Genomic DNA, 18,170 nt, shown 5'->3' on the forward strand with positions numbered 1-18,170 from the left:
GACTCTTGCAGGGGGGTGCCGCTTTCACCACATCTTCCGCGGTGGCCGCAACGCAAGCTGGCGCGTGGCCGAGGAGAGATTGATGGCGCAGGAATCCCGTTTCGATTTCTTTGGCTTCGGCGACAGGCTCGCCGGCGAAGGTGAGGTGCGCGAGAAGTTCTGGCGCACCGCCAAGAAGGCTGCCCGGCAGATACCGTTCATGGAGGAGGTGGTCGCCGCCTACTATTGCGCCATGGACAAGGACACGCCGCTGCGCACCAAGGGTACCCTGCTTGCCGCGCTCGGCTATTTCGTGCTGCCGGTGGATTTCATCCCCGACTTCGTACTCGGTCTCGGGTTCACCGATGACCTTGCCGTGCTTACCGCGGCGATCACCGCCGTCAGCGCCCATATCACGCCGGCGCACCGGCAGGCCGCCAGGGACGCCCTCGCCGACAAAGGTTGATCCTGGCTGACTTTTCGCCACAACGAAACCGCGAAACCGCCCGCGCGAAAAGACAAACTCTTGCCGCTTTCGTGCCCTCCAAGTTCGCGCCGGGACATCGCGACCGCCGCGTGGAAGCGGCGGCGCGAATGGCGGCGGTTTCCTGGGGTGAGTTCCTTTTGTTGGGAAAAATTCACCGTTTGGTAACCCTGATTAAATCAAAATGAAGCGACGGCAGGACGCCATGCGGCCCGCCTCCGCACCATTTCGGAATACGGGAAGAACGATGCGCGGATTGATTGCTACAGTTTCCAGCCTGGTCCTGGCGGCCGCCTTCGCGGCGCCGGCGCTGGCGCAGCAGGCGACCAAGATCGGCCAGCACAACGCGTGGGGCACCTACAGCTATCAGTCGGCAGGCGGCAAGGTCTGTTATGTGCTCACGGTGCCGACCGACAAGCAGCCGCCGAAGCTCGACCATGGCGACATGTTCTTCTTCGTCAGCCAGCGGCCCGGGCAGCAGGTGTCCTATGAGCCGCAGTTCATCGCCGGCTACAACTTCCAGGAAGGCTCCAAGGCCACCGTCACCATCGACAAGAAGTCCTTCTCGATGTTCACCCGCGGCAAGTCGGCCTGGGTCGAGAACGCCGCTGAAGAGCCGGTGCTGATCGCCGCCATGAAGACGGGCACCGACATGAAGGTGCAGGCGAAGTCCGGCCGCGGCAACCCGACTTCCTACGTCTTTTCGCTGAAGGGCATCTCGGCCGCGCTGGCCTCGATCGCCAAGTGCAAATAGGCTGAGGCTCCCTTGGCGGAGGATAGCAATATCGAAGTCCGCCTCCCGCAAGCGCGGCCAGGGACAAGCGACTAAGGCGAAGCGCCAAGCTCGCCATTCAGCCTTGCTGCTCGACGGCCCTGCGCCGCCTGATCGCCTCGGCGATGAACACGCGCGACAGCGCGTGATAGAGCGGCTCGTTGGAAATCAGCCGCGCCGTGCCGTAGCCGAGCATCGCCGCGCACATCAGCGCGATGACGTTGTCGTGGTTGCCGGTCATTTCGAGGATGATGACGAAGGCCGTCATCGGCGCCTGCACGACGCCGGCGAAATAGCCGGCCATGCCGAGCAGCGCGGCGAGGCCTGTGCCGGCGCCGAACGCCAGGCCAAGCGTGCTGCCGAGGCCGGCGCCCACCGCCAGCGACGGCGCGAAGATGCCGCCCGGAATGCCCGACACCATCGACAGCACGCCGGCCGCGAATTTTTCCAGGAAGAAGAACGCGGGTAGCGGCGCGCCTTCGACGGCGCCGCGGGCCTGAGTGTAGCCGGTTCCGAAGGTAAGGCCGCCCGAGACGAGACCGATCGCGGCAACCGCCAGGCCGCAGATGCCTGCCACGAGCAGCGCGCGCCACAATGGCTGCAGGCCATTCCAGCGTCGGACGCGCCGCGTGATCCTCAGCGCCAACAGCGAAAACAGCGCGCCGAAGCCGCCGCCGATGACGCCGCAGGCAATCACCAGCGGCCAGTCGGTGGCGAAGGCCACCGTCCCCGTGGCGACGCCGAAATAGGTGTAGTTGCCGAGCAGGCCGAGCGAGGCGAGGCCGGCGAGGATCACCGCCGTCAGCACCAGCCCGTTGGTGCGCGACTCATAGGCGCGACCCATCTCCTCGATGGCGAAGACGATGCCGGCGAGCGGCGTGTTGAAGGCGGCGGCGACGCCGGCAGCCGAGCCGGCCAGGATCAGGCCGCGCGCCTGCGCCATGCCGCCCCAGCGCGCCGCCTGAAGCATGAGTGAGGCGCCGACCTGCACCGTCGGGCCCTCGCGGCCGATCGATCCGCCGCAGGCGAGACCGATGACGGTAAGCGCAACCTTGCCCGCTGCCAGGCGCAGCGAAAGAAGGTGGCCGCGATCCTCGTCATCGCGCAGGTGACGGGCGGCGATCGCCTGCGGAATGCCGCTGCCTTGCGATCCCGGAAAGAAGGAATGGGCAAGCCAGGCGCAAATCACGAAGCCGGCGGGCGTCATGACCAGCGGCAGATAAAAGCGCCAGCTGCCGCTATCGCCGCCGGTGACGACGTGGAACAGCGCCTGCGCCCGGTCGGCCAGCATGGCGAACAGCACGCTGATCAACCCGATCGAGATGGCGCCGGCCCAGAACACAAGGCGCGGCTGCCAGACGCGGCGCGACGCCCACATAGCCTGCGAGCGCCGCAGCATCGGGTATCTACGCGATATGCCGGCCATGCCTGTCCTCTGGGTGATGACCCGCCCCTAGCACATTGAGAGGGAGGATCAAGCCTGCGAGGTCAGGTCGGGTCGATGCGAGCGACGAAAATCGGAGATCGAGGAGCCAGGGCAGGACCGCGGTTTGGATATCCCGCCGGCCTGCGCCGGCGGGCAGCAGGGTTGGCGAGTCCGACCACTCTCACATCGCCATCTTTTCACATTCGGCCTGGGCCTTCTTGGTCGACGTATCGATCATGTAGGCTTTGCCTTTGGCGTCGGTGATTATCATCATGCAATGCTTGATCGGCTTCGCCATCTTCATCATTTCGGCGCTCATCTTGGCGTCAGGCATCATGGTGCCCATATGGCCGTCGGGCATGATCGCCGTCACTTGCCCACCCTTCATCATGGTCATCGTGCCCATCGTATCCTCGGCGAACGCCTGCGAGGCAAAAAGGCTTGCGAGACCGGCGACGGCAACAAGCTTGATCGAATGCATTCCGCTTACTCCCATTTCTGCAAGGGCATAGTCGCCCCTTTCAGGTTCGCGGGTGCGCTTCGCGCTGTTACGCCAACACGAATATGTGATCTCAGCCGGGGCGGGAATAGCGACACCGGCCGCCTGTGCCGCCGACATGACTCCGGTCGCAAGCTGTGCTATGCGCGCGTTTCATTTCAGGCACGATGCTGAAATCGGCCGCAAACCGCTTATATTGGCGCAACCATGACCCTTTCATTCGATCTGACCGCCGAAGGCGCTCGCGACGCCTTGCGCGCCCGCGCCACGCCGGCCGAAAAGCCGTCGCTGATCGGTCTGACGCGTGCCGAGCTTGGCGCCGCTCTGGTTCACGCCGGCATCGTGCCGGAGCGCCAGGCGAAGATGCGCGCCCAGCAGCTCTGGCACTGGATGTATGTGCGCGGGGTCTCCGACTTCGCCCATATGTTCAACATCTCCAAGGATCTGCGCGCCGAGCTCGACAAGCATTTCACCGTCGCGCGGCCCGAGATCGTCGAGGAGCAGATCTCTTCCGACGGCACACGCAAATGGCTGTTTCGCTTTCCGCCGCGCGGCGCCGGCCGTCCGGTCGAGATCGAGACCGTTTATATTCCGGAGGAAGGCCGCGGCACGCTCTGCATCTCCTCGCAGGTCGGCTGCACGCTGACCTGCTCTTTCTGCCACACCGGCACGCAGAAGCTGGTGCGCAACCTGACGACGGAAGAGATCCTGGCGCAGCTGCTTACCGCGCGCGACCGGCTCGGCGATTTCCCCGACCGCGACACGCCGGACGGCGCCATCGTGCCGGCCGAGGGCCGCAAGGTATCCAACATCGTCATGATGGGCATGGGCGAGCCGCTCTACAATTTCGAGGCGGTGAAGAAGGCGCTGCTGATCGCTTCCGACGGCGACGGACTTTCCCTTTCGAAAAGACGCATCACGCTGTCGACCTCGGGCGTCGTGCCGGAGATCGCCCGCACCGGCGAGGAGATCGGCGTCATGCTGGCGATCTCGCTGCATGCCACCAATGACGACCTGCGCGACCTGCTGGTGCCGATCAACAAGAAGTATCCGCTGAAGGAACTGATCGCTGCCTGCCGCGCCTATCCGGGTCTCTCCAACGCCCGCCGCATCACCTTCGAATATGTGATGCTGAAGGACGTCAACGATTCCCTCGAGGACGCCAAGGAGCTGGTCAAGCTGCTCAAGGGCATTCCGGCCAAGATCAACTTGATCCCGTTCAACCCGTGGCCCGGCACCAACTATCAGTGCTCGGACTGGGAGACGATCGAGAAGTTCGCCGATTACGTCAACAATGCCGGCTATGCCTCACCGATCCGCACGCCGCGTGGCCGCGACATCCTCGCCGCCTGCGGCCAGCTCAAGTCGGAATCGGAACGCATGCGCAAGGTCGACCGGCTGGCGCTTGAAGCGATGATGATCGCGGGGCACGGCGAGGCGTGAGGCGTATCATCGCCTATCTCGTCCGCTTCGCCGCCATCCTGATCGGCTATGTCATCGCCTCGCTGGCGGCGAGCGCCTTTCTCAACGTGCTGTTCCTCGGCTATTTCGGCTATGCGCCGGAGCCCGGACATCAGACGATCGCGCCCGCGCTCTATTTTTCGGTGCCTTTCCTGGCACTGTTCGTCGCCTATTTCGGCTTCATGCCGGCGGCGATCGTCATCCTGATCGCCGAAGTGCTCGGCCGCCGCGACTGGCTGTTCTATGCGCTGGGCGGCGCCGTGATCGCCGTCGTCTTCCTCGGCTTCGCGCATAACATCGGCGACGGCGATTTCGATGTCGCCGACAACAATGTCAGGCTCGCGCTGATCGGCAGCGGCATGGTCGGCGGCATCTTCTACTGGCTCTCCGCCGGCCGCTGGGCCGGCAGTTGGCGCCGCGAGGCGCTGCCCGATCTGGAGCCCTGAGCTCGGCGCGGGCTCTACTTCGCCTGTGCCGTCAGGATCTTGAGCGCGAAGGCCGAGAACACGCCGCCGAACAGATAGTCGACCACGCGCGTGACGCGCGGGCTCGCCTTCATCGCCGCCGCGAATTTCTCCGCCGCGAGCACCATCGGCGCCGTCACCGGAATCGACAGCACGATGAACGTGACGCCGAGGAAGAACAGCTTGCCGGGCGCGTACGGGTCATGCGCGGAGACGAATTGCGGCAGGAACGTCATGAAGAACAGGATGATCTTCGGGTTGAGGAGATTGACCCCGAGCCCGGCCGCCCAGCTGCGGAACAGCGAGATTTGCGGTCCCGTCTTCTTCTCCGGCGAAAAGGCCGAGCCTTTGGTCACCGCCTGCCAGGCTAAAAACACCAGATAGCCGGCGCCGAAAATCTTCAGCGCAAAGAAGGCCATGGGAGAGGCCACGATCAGCGCCGAGACGCCGACCACCACCAGCGTGGTGTGGACCAACGTGCCGCATAGCGCGCCTGCCATCGAGGCGAAGCCGGTGGCTCGGCCCTGGCTCAGCGTGCGCGACACGAACAGCGTCATGTCCGGTCCCGGCGTGATCGCCAGGATGAGCGTGGCGATGGCGAACTGGATGAGCGTCGAAGTGTCGGGAATGAAGGACATGGGTCGCCTCGGAGTGGATCGCGCAGCTCTATAACGCGGCGATTTTTGCGTCGCCAGCGTCTGTTCAGGCAAACATCTGGCCCAGCCTGTGCCACCGGCGGGCATCTGTTCGTCTCTTGCGCCGCCCGGAAGGGCCGTGATACCTCGCCCGCGAAGCCATCTTCCCGCGGAACCGCCAAAATGTCCAAGACCAAAGACGTCAAGAAAGTCGTGCTCGCCTATTCCGGCGGCCTCGACACCTCCATCATCCTGAAATGGCTGCAGACCGAGCTCGGCGCCGAAGTCGTCACCTTCACCGCCGATCTCGGCCAAGGCGGCGAGCTGGAGCCGGCGCGCCGCAAGGCCGAGATGATGGGCATCAAGGACATCCGCATCGTCGACGTGCGCGAGGAATTCGCTTCGGACTTCGTCTTCCCGATGTTCCGCGCCAACGCCGTCTATGAAGGCACATATCTGCTCGGCACTTCGATCGCCCGGCCGCTGATCTCCAAGCATCTGGTCGAGATCGCCAAAGAAACAGGTGCCGACGCCATCGCGCATGGCGCCACCGGCAAGGGCAATGACCAGGTCCGCTTCGAACTTTCGGCTTACGCGCTGAACCCCGACATCAAGGTCATCGCGCCATGGCGGGACTGGTCGTTCAAGTCGCGCACCGATCTCATCAACTTCGCCGAGCAGCATCAGATCCCGGTGCCGAAAGACAAGCGCGGCGATGCGCCGTTCTCGGTCGACGCCAACCTTTTGCATTCCTCCTCGGAAGGCAAGGTGCTCGAGGATCCGTGGAGCGAGCCGCCGGAATTCGTCCACCAGCGCACCGTCTCGCCGATGGACGCGCCGGACGTCGTCACCGAGATCGAGATCGAATTCCTGAAGGGCGATCCGATTGCGCTCAACGGCAAAAAACTGTCGCCGGCGACCATGCTGGCGGCGCTCAACGACCTCGGCCGCGACAACGGCATCGGCCGTCTCGACCTTGTCGAAAACCGTTTCGTCGGCATGAAGTCGCGCGGCGTCTACGAGACCCCCGGCGGCACCATCCTGATCGCCGCCCATCGGGCGATCGAATCGATCACGCTCGACCGCGGTGCCGGGCACCTCAAGGACGAGTTCATGCCGCGCTACGCCGAGCTCATCTACAACGGCTTCTGGTTCTCGCCCGAGCGCGTGATGCTGCAGGCGATGATCGACAAGAGCCAGGAAGACGTCGAAGGCACGGTGCGGCTGAAGCTCTACAAGGGCAATGTCATCGTCACCGGCCGCAAGTCGAAGAAGACGCTCTATTCCGACGCGCTGGTCACCTTCGAGGACGACCGCGGCGCTTACGACCAGAAGGACGCCGCCGGCTTCATCCGTCTCAATGCGCTGCGGTTGCGGACGCTGGCGGCAAGGAACCGCGAAGGCTGATATCCGAACGTCGAAAGTTGAGATAAGCGGGAAAACCCGGCGGAGACGCCGGGTTTTATTTCGCGTATCTAATCTAGAAAAGTTCAGACTACTTCAGAGAAATTATCGTTTGACCTTTCCGCCGCTCCAATTAAGTTCGCTAGCGGGATGCGGGGGGGTTTTAACAGTGAAAAGTAGTATTTCTCTTCTGGTCGCGACGGCGTTGACCTTGATGACGTGCGCTCGCAAGCAGCCACGAAGCAGGCGTCTGCGGCTAATTTGGACGGGTGCATCTCCGCTGTCCATTTATGGAGCATCACGTTCAAGCACGAAATCGCCTCCTTCATGGGCGTCTCGCAGGAGCGCATGCCGGCCTTGTTCTGCCAGCGCATAGCCGAGGGGATACGCAGCGGCCGCATCAGCTACTCCGACATAAACAGGCTGCAGCTCGACCAGCCGACCGAAATCTGGTTGGTCATCAAGGGCAAGTCTAAGGCGGCTGCTGCGGCCACACCGGCGCCGCGGAACTCTAAATTCCGTACCTGCTCAAATGTTATCACCGGCTCCTTCGAGGTTGCCGCTTCCGAGAAATGCCCCTTAGTCGGCAGCTACTCGCAAGCTGCCGGAGTCCCGACGGTGATCGAGGACAGGCCAAAGGCGGCTACTCCAGCGCCGCGGAACCCCAAATTCCGTACCTGCAACGGCACTACCGGTACCTTCCAGATTCCCGTTTCCCGGAAATGTCCATTGAGCGGCTACGCGAATGATTGAGAGTTAGGTGATGAGATCGAACCTGGTCGTTCCGGGTGGTTGGGTTTTGATCCTTGCTCCGTAACAAAAAGCCCGGCGCAGGCCGGGCTTCTCCTCGGAATGGAGATATTGCATCAGTTGGCGTCGATCGCCTCGGCGATGCGGGCGATGGCCTGCTGATAGACGCTTGCCGAATTCCAGCCGGCGATGGCGCCCATATTCGCCTCATATCCCGCGCCGGCCTGCCAGCCATGGGCTTTGAGGAAGTTGGCGGTGGAAGCCAGCGCCGTGTTCCTGTCGCGCAGATTTCCGTTGCCGACGCCATACTTCAGAACATTTCCGGGCAGGAACTGCGTATGGCCGATCTCGCCATGCATGGCGCCGACCGAGGAGGCGGTCAGCGCGCCGCGATCGACCAGCTTCAGGGCGGCGATGGCATGCGGGGTGAAATAGTCCGGGCGGCGGCAATCATAGGCCAGCGTCAGAATGGCGGAGACCGTGTTCTGGTTGCCCATCGACGCGCCGAAGCCAGTCTCCATGCCCCAGATCGCAAGCAGGACGCCCGGCGGCACGCCGTAAGTCTGTTCGATCCTGTCGAACATCGCCGCGTTCTGCTTCTTCAACGCACGGCCCTTGGAAATGATCGCGGCCCCGCCACGACGCTGCATGAACGCTTCAACCGAGCCGCTGAAAGCCTTGTGGATCGCGCGGTCGGCAGCGATCGTCCTTGTCGCGTAAGTCGCGCCGGCCAACGCGGACAGACCCCTCTGGCCCACGCCCTCGGCTTGTGCTTCCGCGGCAAATTGCTGTTTCCATGCGTCGAAGCCGGCGCCGTTCTTGCCGCAGCTGGCCGCGGCCTGCGCGCCTGTCGCCAGCCCGAAAGCCGCCACAACGGCGGCCATGAAAATCCTTCCCTTGGCAAAAAATGCCATATCGTTCTCCTGGTTGCCTGAATCACGTCCCGGCTGCAAATCTGCCAGTGAAGCGCCCGGTTGTCACCGCCCGCGCGGGCTGCGCGGCGCTTGAAGCTGGCGAATGCCGGGGAATTTGCCCACGATCAAGCATAAATTATGGCGCAAGGATTTATTGTGGCGTGTCTTGAGGGAAGACGTCGATATTGTGATCATTGGCGCAGGCTCGCCTATGCGGCTGCCCATCCCGGCCGTTCCGAAGCGCGCGCCGCACTGATGCAGGCGGTAGCGGAGAAGATCTTCTGCGCCGGCGAGCATGTCGCCGGACCGCTCACCCAGGCTTTGTTGCGGCGCGACATTGTCAGGCGAAAGCGTGGCCAGGCGGGGCGTCGCCCTGCTCGCGACGAAATAGAAACGGAACGAGGGCCGGTGACGGGCGTTTGGGCGATGCCCAACTCCGGTGACCTTTTCCCGCGGTTCGATGACCGATGAAGCTGTTCGACTGCCCTCATTGCGGCCACCGTCTCTATTTCGAGAACGCGCAATGCCTGAACTGTTCAAGCCTGGTGCTTTACGATCCGGGGCGGGCGTGTTTCGTGCTTTCCGGCGGCGACGCCGTTCCATGCGGAAATGCCGACGAGTGCGCCTGCAACTGGCGGGCCGAGCCGGGCAGGATTTTCTGCCGCGCTTGCGCGCTCAACCAATTGATCCCCGACCTTTCGGTGGAGGGCAACCGCCGGCGCTGGATCCGCGTCGAGGCGGCCAAGAAACGCGCCGTCTATTCGCTACTCGCCTTCGGCCTGCCGGTCGCGCCCAAGGCCGGACCGCAGGACGAGGCCGGGCTCGCTTTCGACTTCCTCGCCGATCCGATCGGCGGCGGACCAGGCGGCGAGCGCATCCTGACCGGCCACGACAACGGCAGGATTACCCTCAACGTCGCCGAGGCCGATTCCGCCGAGCGCGAGCGGCGGCGCGTCGAGATGGGCGAGAACTACCGCACCTTGCTCGGCCACTTCCGCCACGAGCTCGGCCACTATTACTGGGATCGGCTGATCCGCGACGATCCCGAGCGACTTTCGGGCTTTCGCGCTCTGTTCGGCGACGAGCGGGTCGACTACGAGCAAGCGCTGAAGGCCCACTACGCCAACGGCGCGCCGCCGGACTGGGAGCAGCGCCACATCTCGGCCTATGCGGCGTCCCACCCCTGGGAAGACTGGGCCGAGACCTGGGCGCACCACCTGCATATCACCGACACGCTGGAGATGGTGCATGCGCTGAATTTTCCCCTCGGCCGGCTGGAGACAGTGGAAGCCAATGACCTGCCGCCCGGCGATACAGGGGGACATCCGCTGCGGGAGCCCGCCGAACCCGATCCGACGCCGGAACCGTTCGAAAGGATCCTCGCCCGCTGGCTGGTGCTGTCGGAGGCCTCCAATTCGATCAACCGCTGCATGGGTCTGCCCGACCTTTATCCCTTCGTCATTTCGGAGATGACGGCGCAAAAACTGGCCTTCGTTCACCAGCTTTTGACCGACTTGCCCAAAACAAATGGAACAATTCGTGAGCAGGCGACGGCACTTTAGCCGGAACGCATAAGGTTCTGGTTCGTTTTCGAGCCCGAGGGAGCGTTGAGAACGGAGAGAAATCATGAAAAGTCTATTGTTTCCGGCACTTGCCGGTGCGCTGCTTGCCATGTCGGGCGCGGCGCTTGCCGACACGCCCGTCTCGGCAGTGACGGATCTGAATGTCCGCGCCGGCCCCGGCCCGCAATATCCCGTTATCGGCGTGCTGGCTGCCGGCCAGTCGGCGACGCTCAGAGGCTGCATCGAAGGCAGCAAATGGTGCACCATCGCCGAAGCCGGCGGCAAAGGTTGGGTCTATTCCGACTATGTGACTGCCGAATTCGGCGGCAGCCGTGTTGTCGTGACGCGCCGGCCGGCCGACGCCGGCATTGCCGTCGTGGCTCCGCCGACCGATGATATCTACACCACTGACACCTACACCGGCGCCATCGTTTCCGGCGACGACGCCATCGAGCCGATCGCCAGGCCGCCGGCCGAGGTCGGCACCTATGTCACCACGCACCGGGTCGATCCGGTCTATCTCGAGGGCGAAGTAGTGACCGGCGCGGTGCTGCCCGACACGGTCGAGCTGCGCGAGATCCCGGATTACAACTACCGCTATGTCTATGTGAACAACCAGCCGGCGCTGGTCGATCCGGGCACGCGGCGCATCGTCTACGTGATGCGCTGACCTAGGGTATTCGAGAGGCGGCCGTCGGGAAACGGGCGGCCGACTTTCGAAGAATGTCAAGGTTGGGTCAGGCTACCTGCAGCTGCTCGACAGCCGCCGGTTTCGACCTGCAGCACGATTTCAGGGTTCACTCCGCTCGTTGCTCCGTCTTGGCACGAGGAAGCGGGGCGGCTTCGCCAAACGCTTCACGCCCTTGGATGCGCCCGGTCGTAGATGTCGAGCAGCCTTGCCGTATCGACGCCGGTATAGACCTGGGTGGTCGACAGGCTGGCATGGCCGAGCAGTTCCTGGATGGTGCGCAGGTCGCCGCCACGGCCGAGCAGATGCGTGGCGAAGGAATGGCGCAAGGCATGCGGCGTCGCGGTTTCCGGCAGGTTGAGGGCCGAGCGCAGCTTCGCCATCTCGCGCTGGACGATGGCCGGATTGAGCGGGCCGCCGCGAGCGCCGCGGAACAGCAGCTCTTTCGGATCGATGTGGAAGGGACACAGCCGCCGGTATTCGGCGACCGCCCTGAGCGCCACCGGCAGCACCGGCACCAGCCTTGTCTTGCCGCCCTTGCCGGTGATGCGCAGGACCGTGTCAGCCTCGGTGGCGAGATCGGCCCCGGCCAAGCCCAGCGCTTCCGAGATGCGCAGGCCGGAGCCGTAGAGCAGCGTCAGCACGGCGGCGTTGCGGGCGGCGATCCAGGGTTCCTCCGCCAGTTGGCCCTCGACAGTCACGACCTGCTTGGCATCGCTCGCCGTCAGCGGTTTCGGTAGCGATTTCGGCTGGCGCGGCGCGCGCAGGGCGGCCGCGCCCGCCGCGTTGACGAGGCCGCGCTTTTCGAGAAAGCGCAGCAGCGAACGGATGCCGGCCAGGCCGCGGCCAAGCGTGCGGGCGCCGGCGCCGCCGTTGCGGCGCGCGGCGAGGAAGCCGCGCAGGTCGGCCGGCCGCAGGTCGGCGATATCGGAAATGCCGGGCGGGCCGCCGCAATGCCCGGTCAGAAAATGCAGGAACTGGCGCGTGTCGCGCTCATAGGCTTCGACCGTTTCCGGCGACAGCCGGCGCTCGCGCGCGAGCATCTTGAGCCAGCTCTCGCGCGCCGCCTGGAGGTCGGGTTTTGCCGGGATGAGGAATTCCTGCATGCCGGCATTTTCGGGCAGTCAGGTTAGGAAGCGGTGAAGAGCCGATCATTGAAATGACGGCTTCAGAGGGTTAGAGCAGGGCAAAGGAAGTGATGCCGATGTCGAAGCTCGAGAACCCTGTACAGATGGCCGTGATCGGCGCCGCACACGGCATCAAGGGCGAATTGCGGGTAAAGACCTTCACCGGCGATCCGTTGGCGCTCGCCGACTACGGGCCGCTGCATACCAAGGATGGCCGTGCCTTCCAGATCCTCGACATCCGGCCGGCCGGCACGGTCGTGGTGGTGCGCTTCAAGGGTGTCGGCGACCGCAACACCGCCGAGGCGCTTGCCGGCACGGAACTGTTCGTCGACCGTTCGGTGCTGCCGGACGACGGTGAGGAGGACGAGTTCTACCATGCCGACCTCGTCGGCCTGGAGGTCAGGGACGATACCGGCGTCATCGGCAGGATTGTCGCCGTGCACAATTTCGGCGGCGGCGACATACTCGACGTCACGCTCGCCGGCCGCAAGGGCGTGCTGATCCCGTTCACGCAAGCCGCCGTGCCGCATGTGTCGATCGCCGACGGCTTCGTTCAGGTCGATCCGCTGGCGGCGGGGCTGGCCGATGACGAGGAGAGCGAGGCGCCCGGTCAGCCCGGGTTCGACCCGAAGGGGCGGCCGCGCGGGCCGAAGGATGCCGGGGGCAACCGGTGAGCTTTGCCGCCTCGGTGCTGACGCTCTATCCGGAGATGTTTCCGGGTGCGCTTGGGCTGTCGCTTGCCGGCCGGGCACTGGAAGCCGGCACCTGGTCGCTGGAAGCGATCCAGATCCGCGACTTCGCCACTGACCGGCATCGCACCGTCGACGATACGCCGGCCGGCGGCGGCGCCGGCATGGTGATGCGCGCCGACGTGCTGGCCAGGGCGATCGACCACGTTTCGCCGCAGGGCGATGAACGTCCAAGGTTGCTGATGAGTCCGCGTGGAAAACCGCTTACGCAGGCCCGGGTGCGCGAGCTCGCCGCCGGGCCGGGTGCCGTCATCCTATGCGGCCGCTTCGAGGGCGTCGACCAGCGGCTGATCGAGGCGCGCGGCCTGGAGGAAGTCTCGATCGGCGATTTCATCCTGTCGGGCGGCGAGCCGGCCGCGCTGGTGCTGCTCGATGCGGTGGTGCGGCTGCTGCCCGGGGTGATGGGCAACGCCGTCTCAGGCGAGGAAGAAAGCTTTGAGAACGGCCTGCTCGAGCACCCGCATTACACACGGCCGCAGGAATTCGAGGGCAGGCAAATCCCCGAAGTGCTGACCTCCGGCAATCACAAGAAGATCGCCGCGTGGCGTCGTGCCGAGGCGGAGAAGCTGACGCTGGAGCGCCGGCCCGATCTGCTGGCGGGTGCTCAGCCCTTGGTGAAGTAATAAAAGGCCAGAAACAGGCCGACGCCGACGACGAAGCCGCGCACGACGCCTTGCGGCACGCGCCTGGCGATCCACACCCCGGCATAGCCGCCCAGCGCCCCGCCGGGGATCATGATGATCGCCTGCGGCCAGGCGACGACGCCGCCCGAAACGAAAACCAGGATGGCGATCGCCGCGATGACCACCGCCAGCATGTTCTTCAACGCATTGAGCTTGTGGTAGTCGCCGGCCTGCGTCAGGCCGAGGGTGGCAAGCATCATCACGCCCATGCCGGCGCCGAAGAAACCGCCATAGACCGAGGTCAGGAACTGCGCCAGCGACCCCGCGAGCGAGCCGAGCGAGGCCTGGTGCTCCGGTCCGGCCGCCGGCTTCAGCCACGGACCGGCCGCGAACAGGGCGGTCGCGGCGATCAGCAGCCAGGGCACAAGCGCACGGAAGGACGTGTTGGAGAGCGCCAGCAGAATGAGCGAACCGGCCAGCGCGCCGAAGCCGGATATCACGCAGAGCACAAGCGCCTGGCGCCAGAAATGTCTGATGTCGTCGAGATAGGCGAGCGTCGAGGTGATGTAGCCCGGAAACTGTGTCACCGAGGACGTTGCGTTGGCAACGATCGGCGGCAGGCCGACCAGCGTCATGGCACCGAAGGTGACGAAAGTGCCCCCGCCGGCGACGGCGTTCACCGCGCCCGAGACAAAGCCCGCGAAGAAGAGCAGGACGGCATCGAAGAATGTCATCGAGCGAGGCCTGGGAAATAGCTTTCTCCGACTTAGAAAGCTTGCATGGCGCGCGCAACCCGGCACGGCGGCAATATGATGAGGCCATAGTTTTCAAAAATTAGGCGTCAAAGGCGTGACAAAGCGCCGAAATAGCTGTATGTCGCCGCCCGAACCGGAAGAACGATCTTCCGGACCCGTCAACAAATGGCGGTGTAGCCGTCCCTGTCCGATGCCCCCGATTTGAATGTCTGGGCAAAGGACATAGCCGAGCGGTCGTTGGAACTGCAAGGCAAGTCGAGGACGCTCTGGCTGTCGGAAGAACAAGAAGTGGATATTTGAGATGGATCTCATCCGTCAGCTCGAGGCCGAGCAGGCCGCCAAGATCGAAGCCAAGCGCAAGCTGCCCGAATTCCAGCCTGGCGACACCGTGCGCGTCCAGGTGCGCGTCACCGAAGGCAGCCGCACCCGCGTCCAGGCCTATGAGGGCGTGGTCATCGCCCGTTCCGGCTCCGGCTTCCAGGAGAATTTCACCGTCCGCAAGATTTCCTACGGCGAAGGCGTCGAGCGCGTGTTCCCGGTCTACTCGCCGATGGTCGAAGGCGTCGAGATCGTGCGCCGTGGCAAGGTGCGCCGCGCCAAGCTCTATTACCTGCGCGACCGTCGCGGCAAGTCGGCCCGCATTTCGGAAAACACCGGCGTGCGCGCCCGCAAGCTGAACGATGAAGAGCGTGATGCGCTGAACGCCGAACGCGCCCGCATCGAGGCCGAGAAGGTCGCGGCCGCCGAGGCGCTGGCTGCGGAGAAAGCCGCGCAGGACGCCGCCGAGAAGAAGGCTGCGGAGTCTGCGTCGGCCGAATAAGGCGCTTCCGCAGATTGTTTTGGAAAGGCGGCTTCGGCCGCCTTTTTCGTTTGGATGTGCAAGCGGCGCTTGCCTGCAGCATGCCGCCGGAACGCGCCGAGCTGAAAGCCCTGCATGGCACGCCGACCCGGCTGGTCGCCGGGTTGCGCGAAGCGGTCGCGGATTCCGCGGGATGGTCCGTCGCAGGCTGGGTTCGGGAAGCGTGCCGATCAGAGCATGGGGATCCGCTTTGGCGCTCATCGATGCAGCGGATCGGCTTGCAAGGCGCTTGCGGAAAGCTAAAGTCGGCGCCGGTTTTTCTCTTGGGCGAGCGTAGCGCCGCCAGTCACGTTCGGGAGTTCGTCATGATCAAGTCGAAACTGCTGCTGGCCGGCCTATTGGCCTGCCTTCTCGCGCCCGCTGCGGCGCTCGCCGACACGCTGCCCGATCTCGGCGGCAGAAAGGTCGTGGTGGTGACCGAAAACGCTTACCCGCCGCTGCAGTTCATCGACAAGAAGACCGGCAAGCAGATCGGCTGGGAATATGACGCGATGGATGAGATCGCCAAGCGGCTGAATTTCAAGGTCGAGTACCAGAACACCTCCTGGGACGCGATGATCCAGGCCGTTTCCGACAACCAGTACAATATCGGCATGACCGGCATCACCATCAAGGACGAGCGCAAGGCGAAGGTCGACTTCTCGGACCCTTACATGCGATCGGAACAGTTCATGCTGGTGCGCGGCGACGAGAGCCGGTTCACCGACGCCAAGAGCTTTGCCGCCTTCAAGGACGGGCTGATCGGCGCGCAAGCCGGCACGACGCCCTTCTACACCGCCGTCTACAGCGTGCTCGACGGCAATGAGCAGAATCCGCGCATAAAATTGTTCGAGACCTTCGGCGCCAGCGTGCAGGCGCTGAAGTCCGGCGATGTCGACGTGGTGCTGACCGACGGCACCGCCGGCAAGGGCTATGTCGATGCCTCCGAAGGCAAGCTGAAGCTGATCGGCGGGCCGCTCGGCAGCGAGGATTTCGGCTTCATCTTCCCCAAGGGCTCGGACCTGGTGAAGCCGGTCAACGCCGCGATCGCCGCGCTCAAGGCCGATGGCACGCTCGATGCGCTGAACAAGAAGTGGTTCCTCGACTACAAGATGGGGCAGTAGGCTCCTTTGCTGCGAATGATCGGCGACGGCGGCGGGCGGAAAACCGCGAAAGTCTCATTCCTTCCCACCCCCCTCTGTCCTACCGGACATCTCCCCCGCAAGGGGGGAGATTGGCTGTCGCCTTCGCTTTCGCAAATCGCCGACGTTGCAAGAAGAGCGCCGGCGACAAAGCTGCTGATCTTCCCTCCTGCGGGGGAGATGCCCGGCAGCGCAGAGGGGGCTGTGCCGGAACGCGGCCTTCGCAACGATGCTGGCGGCACATCCTGATGTCCGCCACGACGTCCACCGCCAAATCCGAATTCCCCTGGTGGCTGGCCGCAGCGGCCATCCTGGCGCTCGCTGCGGCGCTGGCCATCGCCGCCAGCGACCTTTACGCCGAGGTCTTCGCCACCGTCGCCATGGGCATCGGCATCACTGTCTTCGTCACCGTGGTCGGCTTCGCGCTGGCCTCGGCGCTTGGACTCGGCATCGCGCTGATGGCCTTGTCGGGGTCGCAATGGCTGCGCCAGATCGCGCGCTTCTATGTCGAGATCATCCGCGGCGTGCCGATCCTGGTGCTGCTGTTCTGGATCGCGTTTGCCGGGGCGCCGGCCTTCGTCGCGGCGTGGAACGCGCTGACGGCGCCGCTGCAGAGCGCCGGCCTGATCGGCGAGCTCCTGGTGCGCGACATCTCGCTTCTGTGGCGCGCCATCATGGCACTCACCATCGGCTATTCGGCCTTCATCTCGGAAGTGTTCCGGGCCGGCATCCTGTCGGTCGAGAAGGGTCAGATCGAGGCGGCCAAGGCGCTCGGGCTGACGCGCGTGCAGCGCTTCCGGCTGATTGTCTTTCCGCAGGCGATCCGCACCATCCTGCCGCCGCTTGGCAACGATTTCGTCGCCATGGTCAAGGACTCCTCGCTGGTCTCGGTGCTGGGCGTCGCCGACATCACGCAGATCGGCAAGGTCTATGCCGCCGGCTCGTTCCGCTTCTTCGAGACCTATTCGATCGTCGCCTATATCTATCTGATCTTGACGGTCGGCCTGTCGCTGGCGCTGCGGGCGCTCGAGAAACGGCTGCGACGGCAGCATGAGCAATAGCCCCCGGGCCAAGAGCGCGCTACGCTTCCTGGGTTGGTACGTCCAGGAGCTGACCCATGAATTTCGACAAGGCCAATGCGGCGCTGGACTCCGTCTATTCGGCCGAGACGCCGGAGGCGCTCGCCAAGGCTTATGCCGAATGGGCGGCGACCTATGACAGCGAGACCGCCTCGCTCGGTTATCTGCTGCCCTTCCTCATCACCGCCTGGGTGGCGCGGCATGTGCCGGCGGGCGAAGGCCCGCTGCTCGACGCCGGCTGCGGCACCGGCCTGTCCGGGCCGTCATTGAAAGCGCTGGGCTATGGCGACATCGCCGGTCTCGACCTTTCCGACGACATGCTGAAGATCGCAGGCAGCCGCAATGCCTATGGCGAGCTGAAGAAGGCGATGCTCGGCGGTCCGCTGCCTTGGCCCGACAGTCATTTCCGCGCCTTCTTCTCGACCGGCGTCTTCACCATCGGCCACGTGCCGGCAGAGGGCCTGCACGAGCTGGTGCGCATCACGAAGAGCGGCGGCCACGCCATCTTCACCGTGCGCGACCAGGTTTTTGAAAGCGGCGGCTTCCAGGGGGTGTTCGACGCACTCAGGCAGGCAAGGAAATGGCGGCTGGCCGAAGAAAGCCCGTGGTTCCGCTGCTATGCGATCGGCGACCCGGACGCGCTGGTGAAGACTTTTGTGTTCGAGGTGCTGTGAGCGCGGCTTCCCCTTCTCCCCTTGTGGGAGAAGGTGTCGCCGAAGGCGACGGATGAGGGGTGCTCCAGGGAAAGCCAGCGTCTCACTCCGCTGGAACAGCCCTCATCCGTCTCGGCGCTGCGCGCCGATCCACCCTTCTCCCACA

At 64.6% G+C, this 18,170-nt stretch carries 21 protein-coding genes; 15 read left to right on the top strand and 6 right to left on the bottom strand.

Annotated elements, in window-relative coordinates; translation table 11 throughout:
- Window positions 1-82 precede the first annotated feature (82 nt).
- From CK218_RS08615 to CK218_RS08620, 3 genes are read left to right on the top strand one after another with little or no spacing between them, the layout of a single operon-like run.
- On the top strand, window positions 83-445 hold the full coding sequence (locus tag CK218_RS08615) for a YkvA family protein (protein ID WP_066991933.1): 363 nt from the start codon (window positions 83-85) through the stop codon (window positions 443-445).
- Entirely contained in the window at window positions 442-651 is a 210-nt protein-coding gene (locus CK218_RS29995) for a hypothetical protein (protein ID WP_127214559.1), read from the top strand. Before CK218_RS08615 ends, CK218_RS29995 begins: the two co-directional genes overlap by 4 nt.
- A gap of 59 nt (window positions 652-710) precedes the next feature.
- Entirely contained in the window at window positions 711-1,217 is a 507-nt protein-coding gene (locus CK218_RS08620; RefSeq protein WP_066991787.1) for an invasion associated locus B family protein, read from the top strand.
- 97 nt (window positions 1,218-1,314) lie between these two features.
- Here CK218_RS08620 and CK218_RS08625 read toward each other — a convergent pair whose 3' ends face one another.
- On the bottom strand, window positions 1,315-2,661 hold the full coding sequence (locus CK218_RS08625; RefSeq protein ID WP_095827427.1) for a chloride channel protein: 1,347 nt from the start codon (window positions 2,659-2,661) through the stop codon (window positions 1,315-1,317).
- 181 nt (window positions 2,662-2,842) lie between these two features.
- Complete coding sequence (locus CK218_RS08630; RefSeq protein ID WP_245434949.1) at window positions 2,843-3,280, bottom strand: hypothetical protein; 438 nt, start codon at window positions 3,278-3,280, stop codon at window positions 2,843-2,845.
- Between the two features lie 87 nt (window positions 3,281-3,367).
- On the opposite strand from CK218_RS08630, the gene rlmN reads away from it, so the two are divergent.
- Together rlmN and CK218_RS08640 are read left to right on the top strand one after the other, a co-directional pair.
- Complete coding sequence (gene rlmN, locus CK218_RS08635) at window positions 3,368-4,603, top strand: 23S rRNA (adenine(2503)-C(2))-methyltransferase RlmN (RefSeq protein ID WP_095827428.1); 1,236 nt, start codon at window positions 3,368-3,370, stop codon at window positions 4,601-4,603.
- A complete protein-coding gene (locus CK218_RS08640) occupies window positions 4,600-5,067 on the top strand; it encodes a hypothetical protein (protein ID WP_066991800.1) in 468 nt (155 codons plus the stop codon). The genes rlmN and CK218_RS08640 overlap by 4 nt, the downstream gene beginning before the upstream one ends.
- A gap of 14 nt (window positions 5,068-5,081) precedes the next feature.
- On the opposite strand, the gene CK218_RS08645 is transcribed toward CK218_RS08640, so the two are convergent.
- The gene (locus CK218_RS08645) at window positions 5,082-5,723 is read right to left on the bottom strand and encodes a LysE family translocator (protein WP_066991805.1); all 642 of its coding nucleotides are present in this window, start codon (window positions 5,721-5,723) and stop codon (window positions 5,082-5,084) included.
- Window positions 5,724-5,903: 180 nt separating this feature from the next.
- Between CK218_RS08645 and CK218_RS08650 the strand changes: the two genes are divergently transcribed.
- Together CK218_RS08650 and CK218_RS08655 are read left to right on the top strand one after the other, a co-directional pair.
- Window positions 5,904-7,127 carry an argininosuccinate synthase gene (locus CK218_RS08650; protein WP_095827429.1) on the top strand — a complete coding sequence of 408 codons (1,224 nt, stop codon included), beginning with the start codon at window positions 5,904-5,906 and terminating at the stop codon, window positions 7,125-7,127.
- 258 nt (window positions 7,128-7,385) lie between these two features.
- The gene (locus CK218_RS08655; protein ID WP_245434950.1) at window positions 7,386-7,877 is read left to right on the top strand and encodes a hypothetical protein; all 492 of its coding nucleotides are present in this window, start codon (window positions 7,386-7,388) and stop codon (window positions 7,875-7,877) included.
- A 113-nt stretch (window positions 7,878-7,990) separates the two neighbouring features.
- On the opposite strand, the gene CK218_RS08660 is transcribed toward CK218_RS08655, so the two are convergent.
- On the bottom strand, window positions 7,991-8,788 hold the full coding sequence (locus tag CK218_RS08660; protein ID WP_066991813.1) for a lytic transglycosylase domain-containing protein: 798 nt from the start codon (window positions 8,786-8,788) through the stop codon (window positions 7,991-7,993).
- A 467-nt stretch (window positions 8,789-9,255) separates the two neighbouring features.
- On the opposite strand from CK218_RS08660, the gene CK218_RS08670 reads away from it, so the two are divergent.
- The gene (locus CK218_RS08670) at window positions 9,256-10,350 is read left to right on the top strand and encodes a putative zinc-binding metallopeptidase (protein WP_095827430.1); all 1,095 of its coding nucleotides are present in this window, start codon (window positions 9,256-9,258) and stop codon (window positions 10,348-10,350) included.
- A 64-nt stretch (window positions 10,351-10,414) separates the two neighbouring features.
- A complete protein-coding gene (locus CK218_RS08675) occupies window positions 10,415-11,020 on the top strand; it encodes a DUF1236 domain-containing protein (RefSeq protein WP_095827431.1) in 606 nt (201 codons plus the stop codon).
- Window positions 11,021-11,205: 185 nt separating this feature from the next.
- On the opposite strand, the gene CK218_RS08680 is transcribed toward CK218_RS08675, so the two are convergent.
- Window positions 11,206-12,144 carry a tyrosine recombinase XerC gene (locus CK218_RS08680; RefSeq protein ID WP_095827432.1) on the bottom strand — a complete coding sequence of 313 codons (939 nt, stop codon included), beginning with the start codon at window positions 12,142-12,144 and terminating at the stop codon, window positions 11,206-11,208.
- A 98-nt stretch (window positions 12,145-12,242) separates the two neighbouring features.
- On the opposite strand from CK218_RS08680, the gene rimM reads away from it, so the two are divergent.
- Window positions 12,243-12,839: a ribosome maturation factor RimM gene (rimM, locus tag CK218_RS08685; protein ID WP_095827568.1), complete on the top strand. Its 597-nt coding sequence runs from the start codon at window positions 12,243-12,245 to the stop codon at window positions 12,837-12,839.
- A complete protein-coding gene (gene trmD, locus CK218_RS08690) occupies window positions 12,836-13,537 on the top strand; it encodes a tRNA (guanosine(37)-N1)-methyltransferase TrmD (protein WP_095827433.1) in 702 nt (233 codons plus the stop codon). Before rimM ends, trmD begins: the two co-directional genes overlap by 4 nt.
- On the opposite strand, the gene CK218_RS08695 is transcribed toward trmD, so the two are convergent.
- Window positions 13,519-14,271 carry a sulfite exporter TauE/SafE family protein gene (locus CK218_RS08695; RefSeq protein WP_095827434.1) on the bottom strand — a complete coding sequence of 251 codons (753 nt, stop codon included), beginning with the start codon at window positions 14,269-14,271 and terminating at the stop codon, window positions 13,519-13,521. The genes trmD and CK218_RS08695 overlap by 19 nt on opposite strands.
- 322 nt (window positions 14,272-14,593) lie before the next feature.
- On the opposite strand from CK218_RS08695, the gene rplS reads away from it, so the two are divergent.
- The 4 genes from rplS (at window position 14,594) to CK218_RS08720 (ending at window position 18,025) form a co-directional block, all read left to right on the top strand.
- Window positions 14,594-15,112, top strand: coding sequence for a 50S ribosomal protein L19 (gene rplS / locus CK218_RS08700; protein ID WP_040974610.1), 519 nt, complete (start codon window positions 14,594-14,596; stop codon window positions 15,110-15,112).
- Window positions 15,113-15,456: 344 nt separating this feature from the next.
- A complete protein-coding gene (locus tag CK218_RS08705) occupies window positions 15,457-16,254 on the top strand; it encodes a transporter substrate-binding domain-containing protein (protein ID WP_095782807.1) in 798 nt (265 codons plus the stop codon).
- 266 nt (window positions 16,255-16,520) lie between these two features.
- Entirely contained in the window at window positions 16,521-17,333 is an 813-nt protein-coding gene (locus CK218_RS08715) for an amino acid ABC transporter permease (protein ID WP_095827436.1), read from the top strand.
- 56 nt (window positions 17,334-17,389) lie between these two features.
- On the top strand, window positions 17,390-18,025 hold the full coding sequence (locus CK218_RS08720) for a methyltransferase domain-containing protein (protein ID WP_095827437.1): 636 nt from the start codon (window positions 17,390-17,392) through the stop codon (window positions 18,023-18,025).
- Window positions 18,026-18,170 lie beyond the last annotated feature (145 nt).

The organism is Mesorhizobium sp. WSM3879 (assembly GCF_002294915.1).
In the GTDB taxonomy this organism is placed as follows: Bacteria; Pseudomonadota; Alphaproteobacteria; order Rhizobiales; family Rhizobiaceae; genus Mesorhizobium.

Bases quoted from the DNA above. Each gene is read 5' to 3' on its own strand.
- CK218_RS08715 (WP_095827436.1), top strand. From the start codon at position 16,521: ATGTCCGCCACGACGTCCACCGCCAAATCCGAATTCCCCTGGTGGCTG.
- CK218_RS08645 (WP_066991805.1), bottom strand. From the start codon at position 5,723: ATGTCCTTCATTCCCGACACTTCGACGCTCATCCAGTTCGCCATCGCC.
- CK218_RS08650 (WP_095827429.1), top strand. From the start codon at position 5,904: ATGTCCAAGACCAAAGACGTCAAGAAAGTCGTGCTCGCCTATTCCGGC.
- CK218_RS08630 (WP_245434949.1), bottom strand. From the start codon at position 3,280: ATGTCGGCGGCACAGGCGGCCGGTGTCGCTATTCCCGCCCCGGCTGAG.
- CK218_RS08625 (WP_095827427.1), bottom strand. From the start codon at position 2,661: ATGGCCGGCATATCGCGTAGATACCCGATGCTGCGGCGCTCGCAGGCT.
- CK218_RS08615 (WP_066991933.1), top strand. From the start codon at position 83: ATGGCGCAGGAATCCCGTTTCGATTTCTTTGGCTTCGGCGACAGGCTC.
- rlmN (WP_095827428.1), top strand. From the start codon at position 3,368: ATGACCCTTTCATTCGATCTGACCGCCGAAGGCGCTCGCGACGCCTTG.
- CK218_RS08705 (WP_095782807.1), top strand. From the start codon at position 15,457: ATGATCAAGTCGAAACTGCTGCTGGCCGGCCTATTGGCCTGCCTTCTC.
- rplS (WP_040974610.1), top strand. From the start codon at position 14,594: ATGGATCTCATCCGTCAGCTCGAGGCCGAGCAGGCCGCCAAGATCGAA.
- rimM (WP_095827568.1), top strand. From the start codon at position 12,243: ATGTCGAAGCTCGAGAACCCTGTACAGATGGCCGTGATCGGCGCCGCA.
- CK218_RS08670 (WP_095827430.1), top strand. From the start codon at position 9,256: ATGAAGCTGTTCGACTGCCCTCATTGCGGCCACCGTCTCTATTTCGAG.
- CK218_RS08720 (WP_095827437.1), top strand. From the start codon at position 17,390: ATGAATTTCGACAAGGCCAATGCGGCGCTGGACTCCGTCTATTCGGCC.
- CK218_RS08680 (WP_095827432.1), bottom strand. From the start codon at position 12,144: ATGCAGGAATTCCTCATCCCGGCAAAACCCGACCTCCAGGCGGCGCGC.
- CK218_RS08675 (WP_095827431.1), top strand. From the start codon at position 10,415: ATGAAAAGTCTATTGTTTCCGGCACTTGCCGGTGCGCTGCTTGCCATG.
- CK218_RS08620 (WP_066991787.1), top strand. From the start codon at position 711: ATGCGCGGATTGATTGCTACAGTTTCCAGCCTGGTCCTGGCGGCCGCC.
- CK218_RS08660 (WP_066991813.1), bottom strand. From the start codon at position 8,788: ATGGCATTTTTTGCCAAGGGAAGGATTTTCATGGCCGCCGTTGTGGCG.
- CK218_RS08695 (WP_095827434.1), bottom strand. From the start codon at position 14,271: ATGACATTCTTCGATGCCGTCCTGCTCTTCTTCGCGGGCTTTGTCTCG.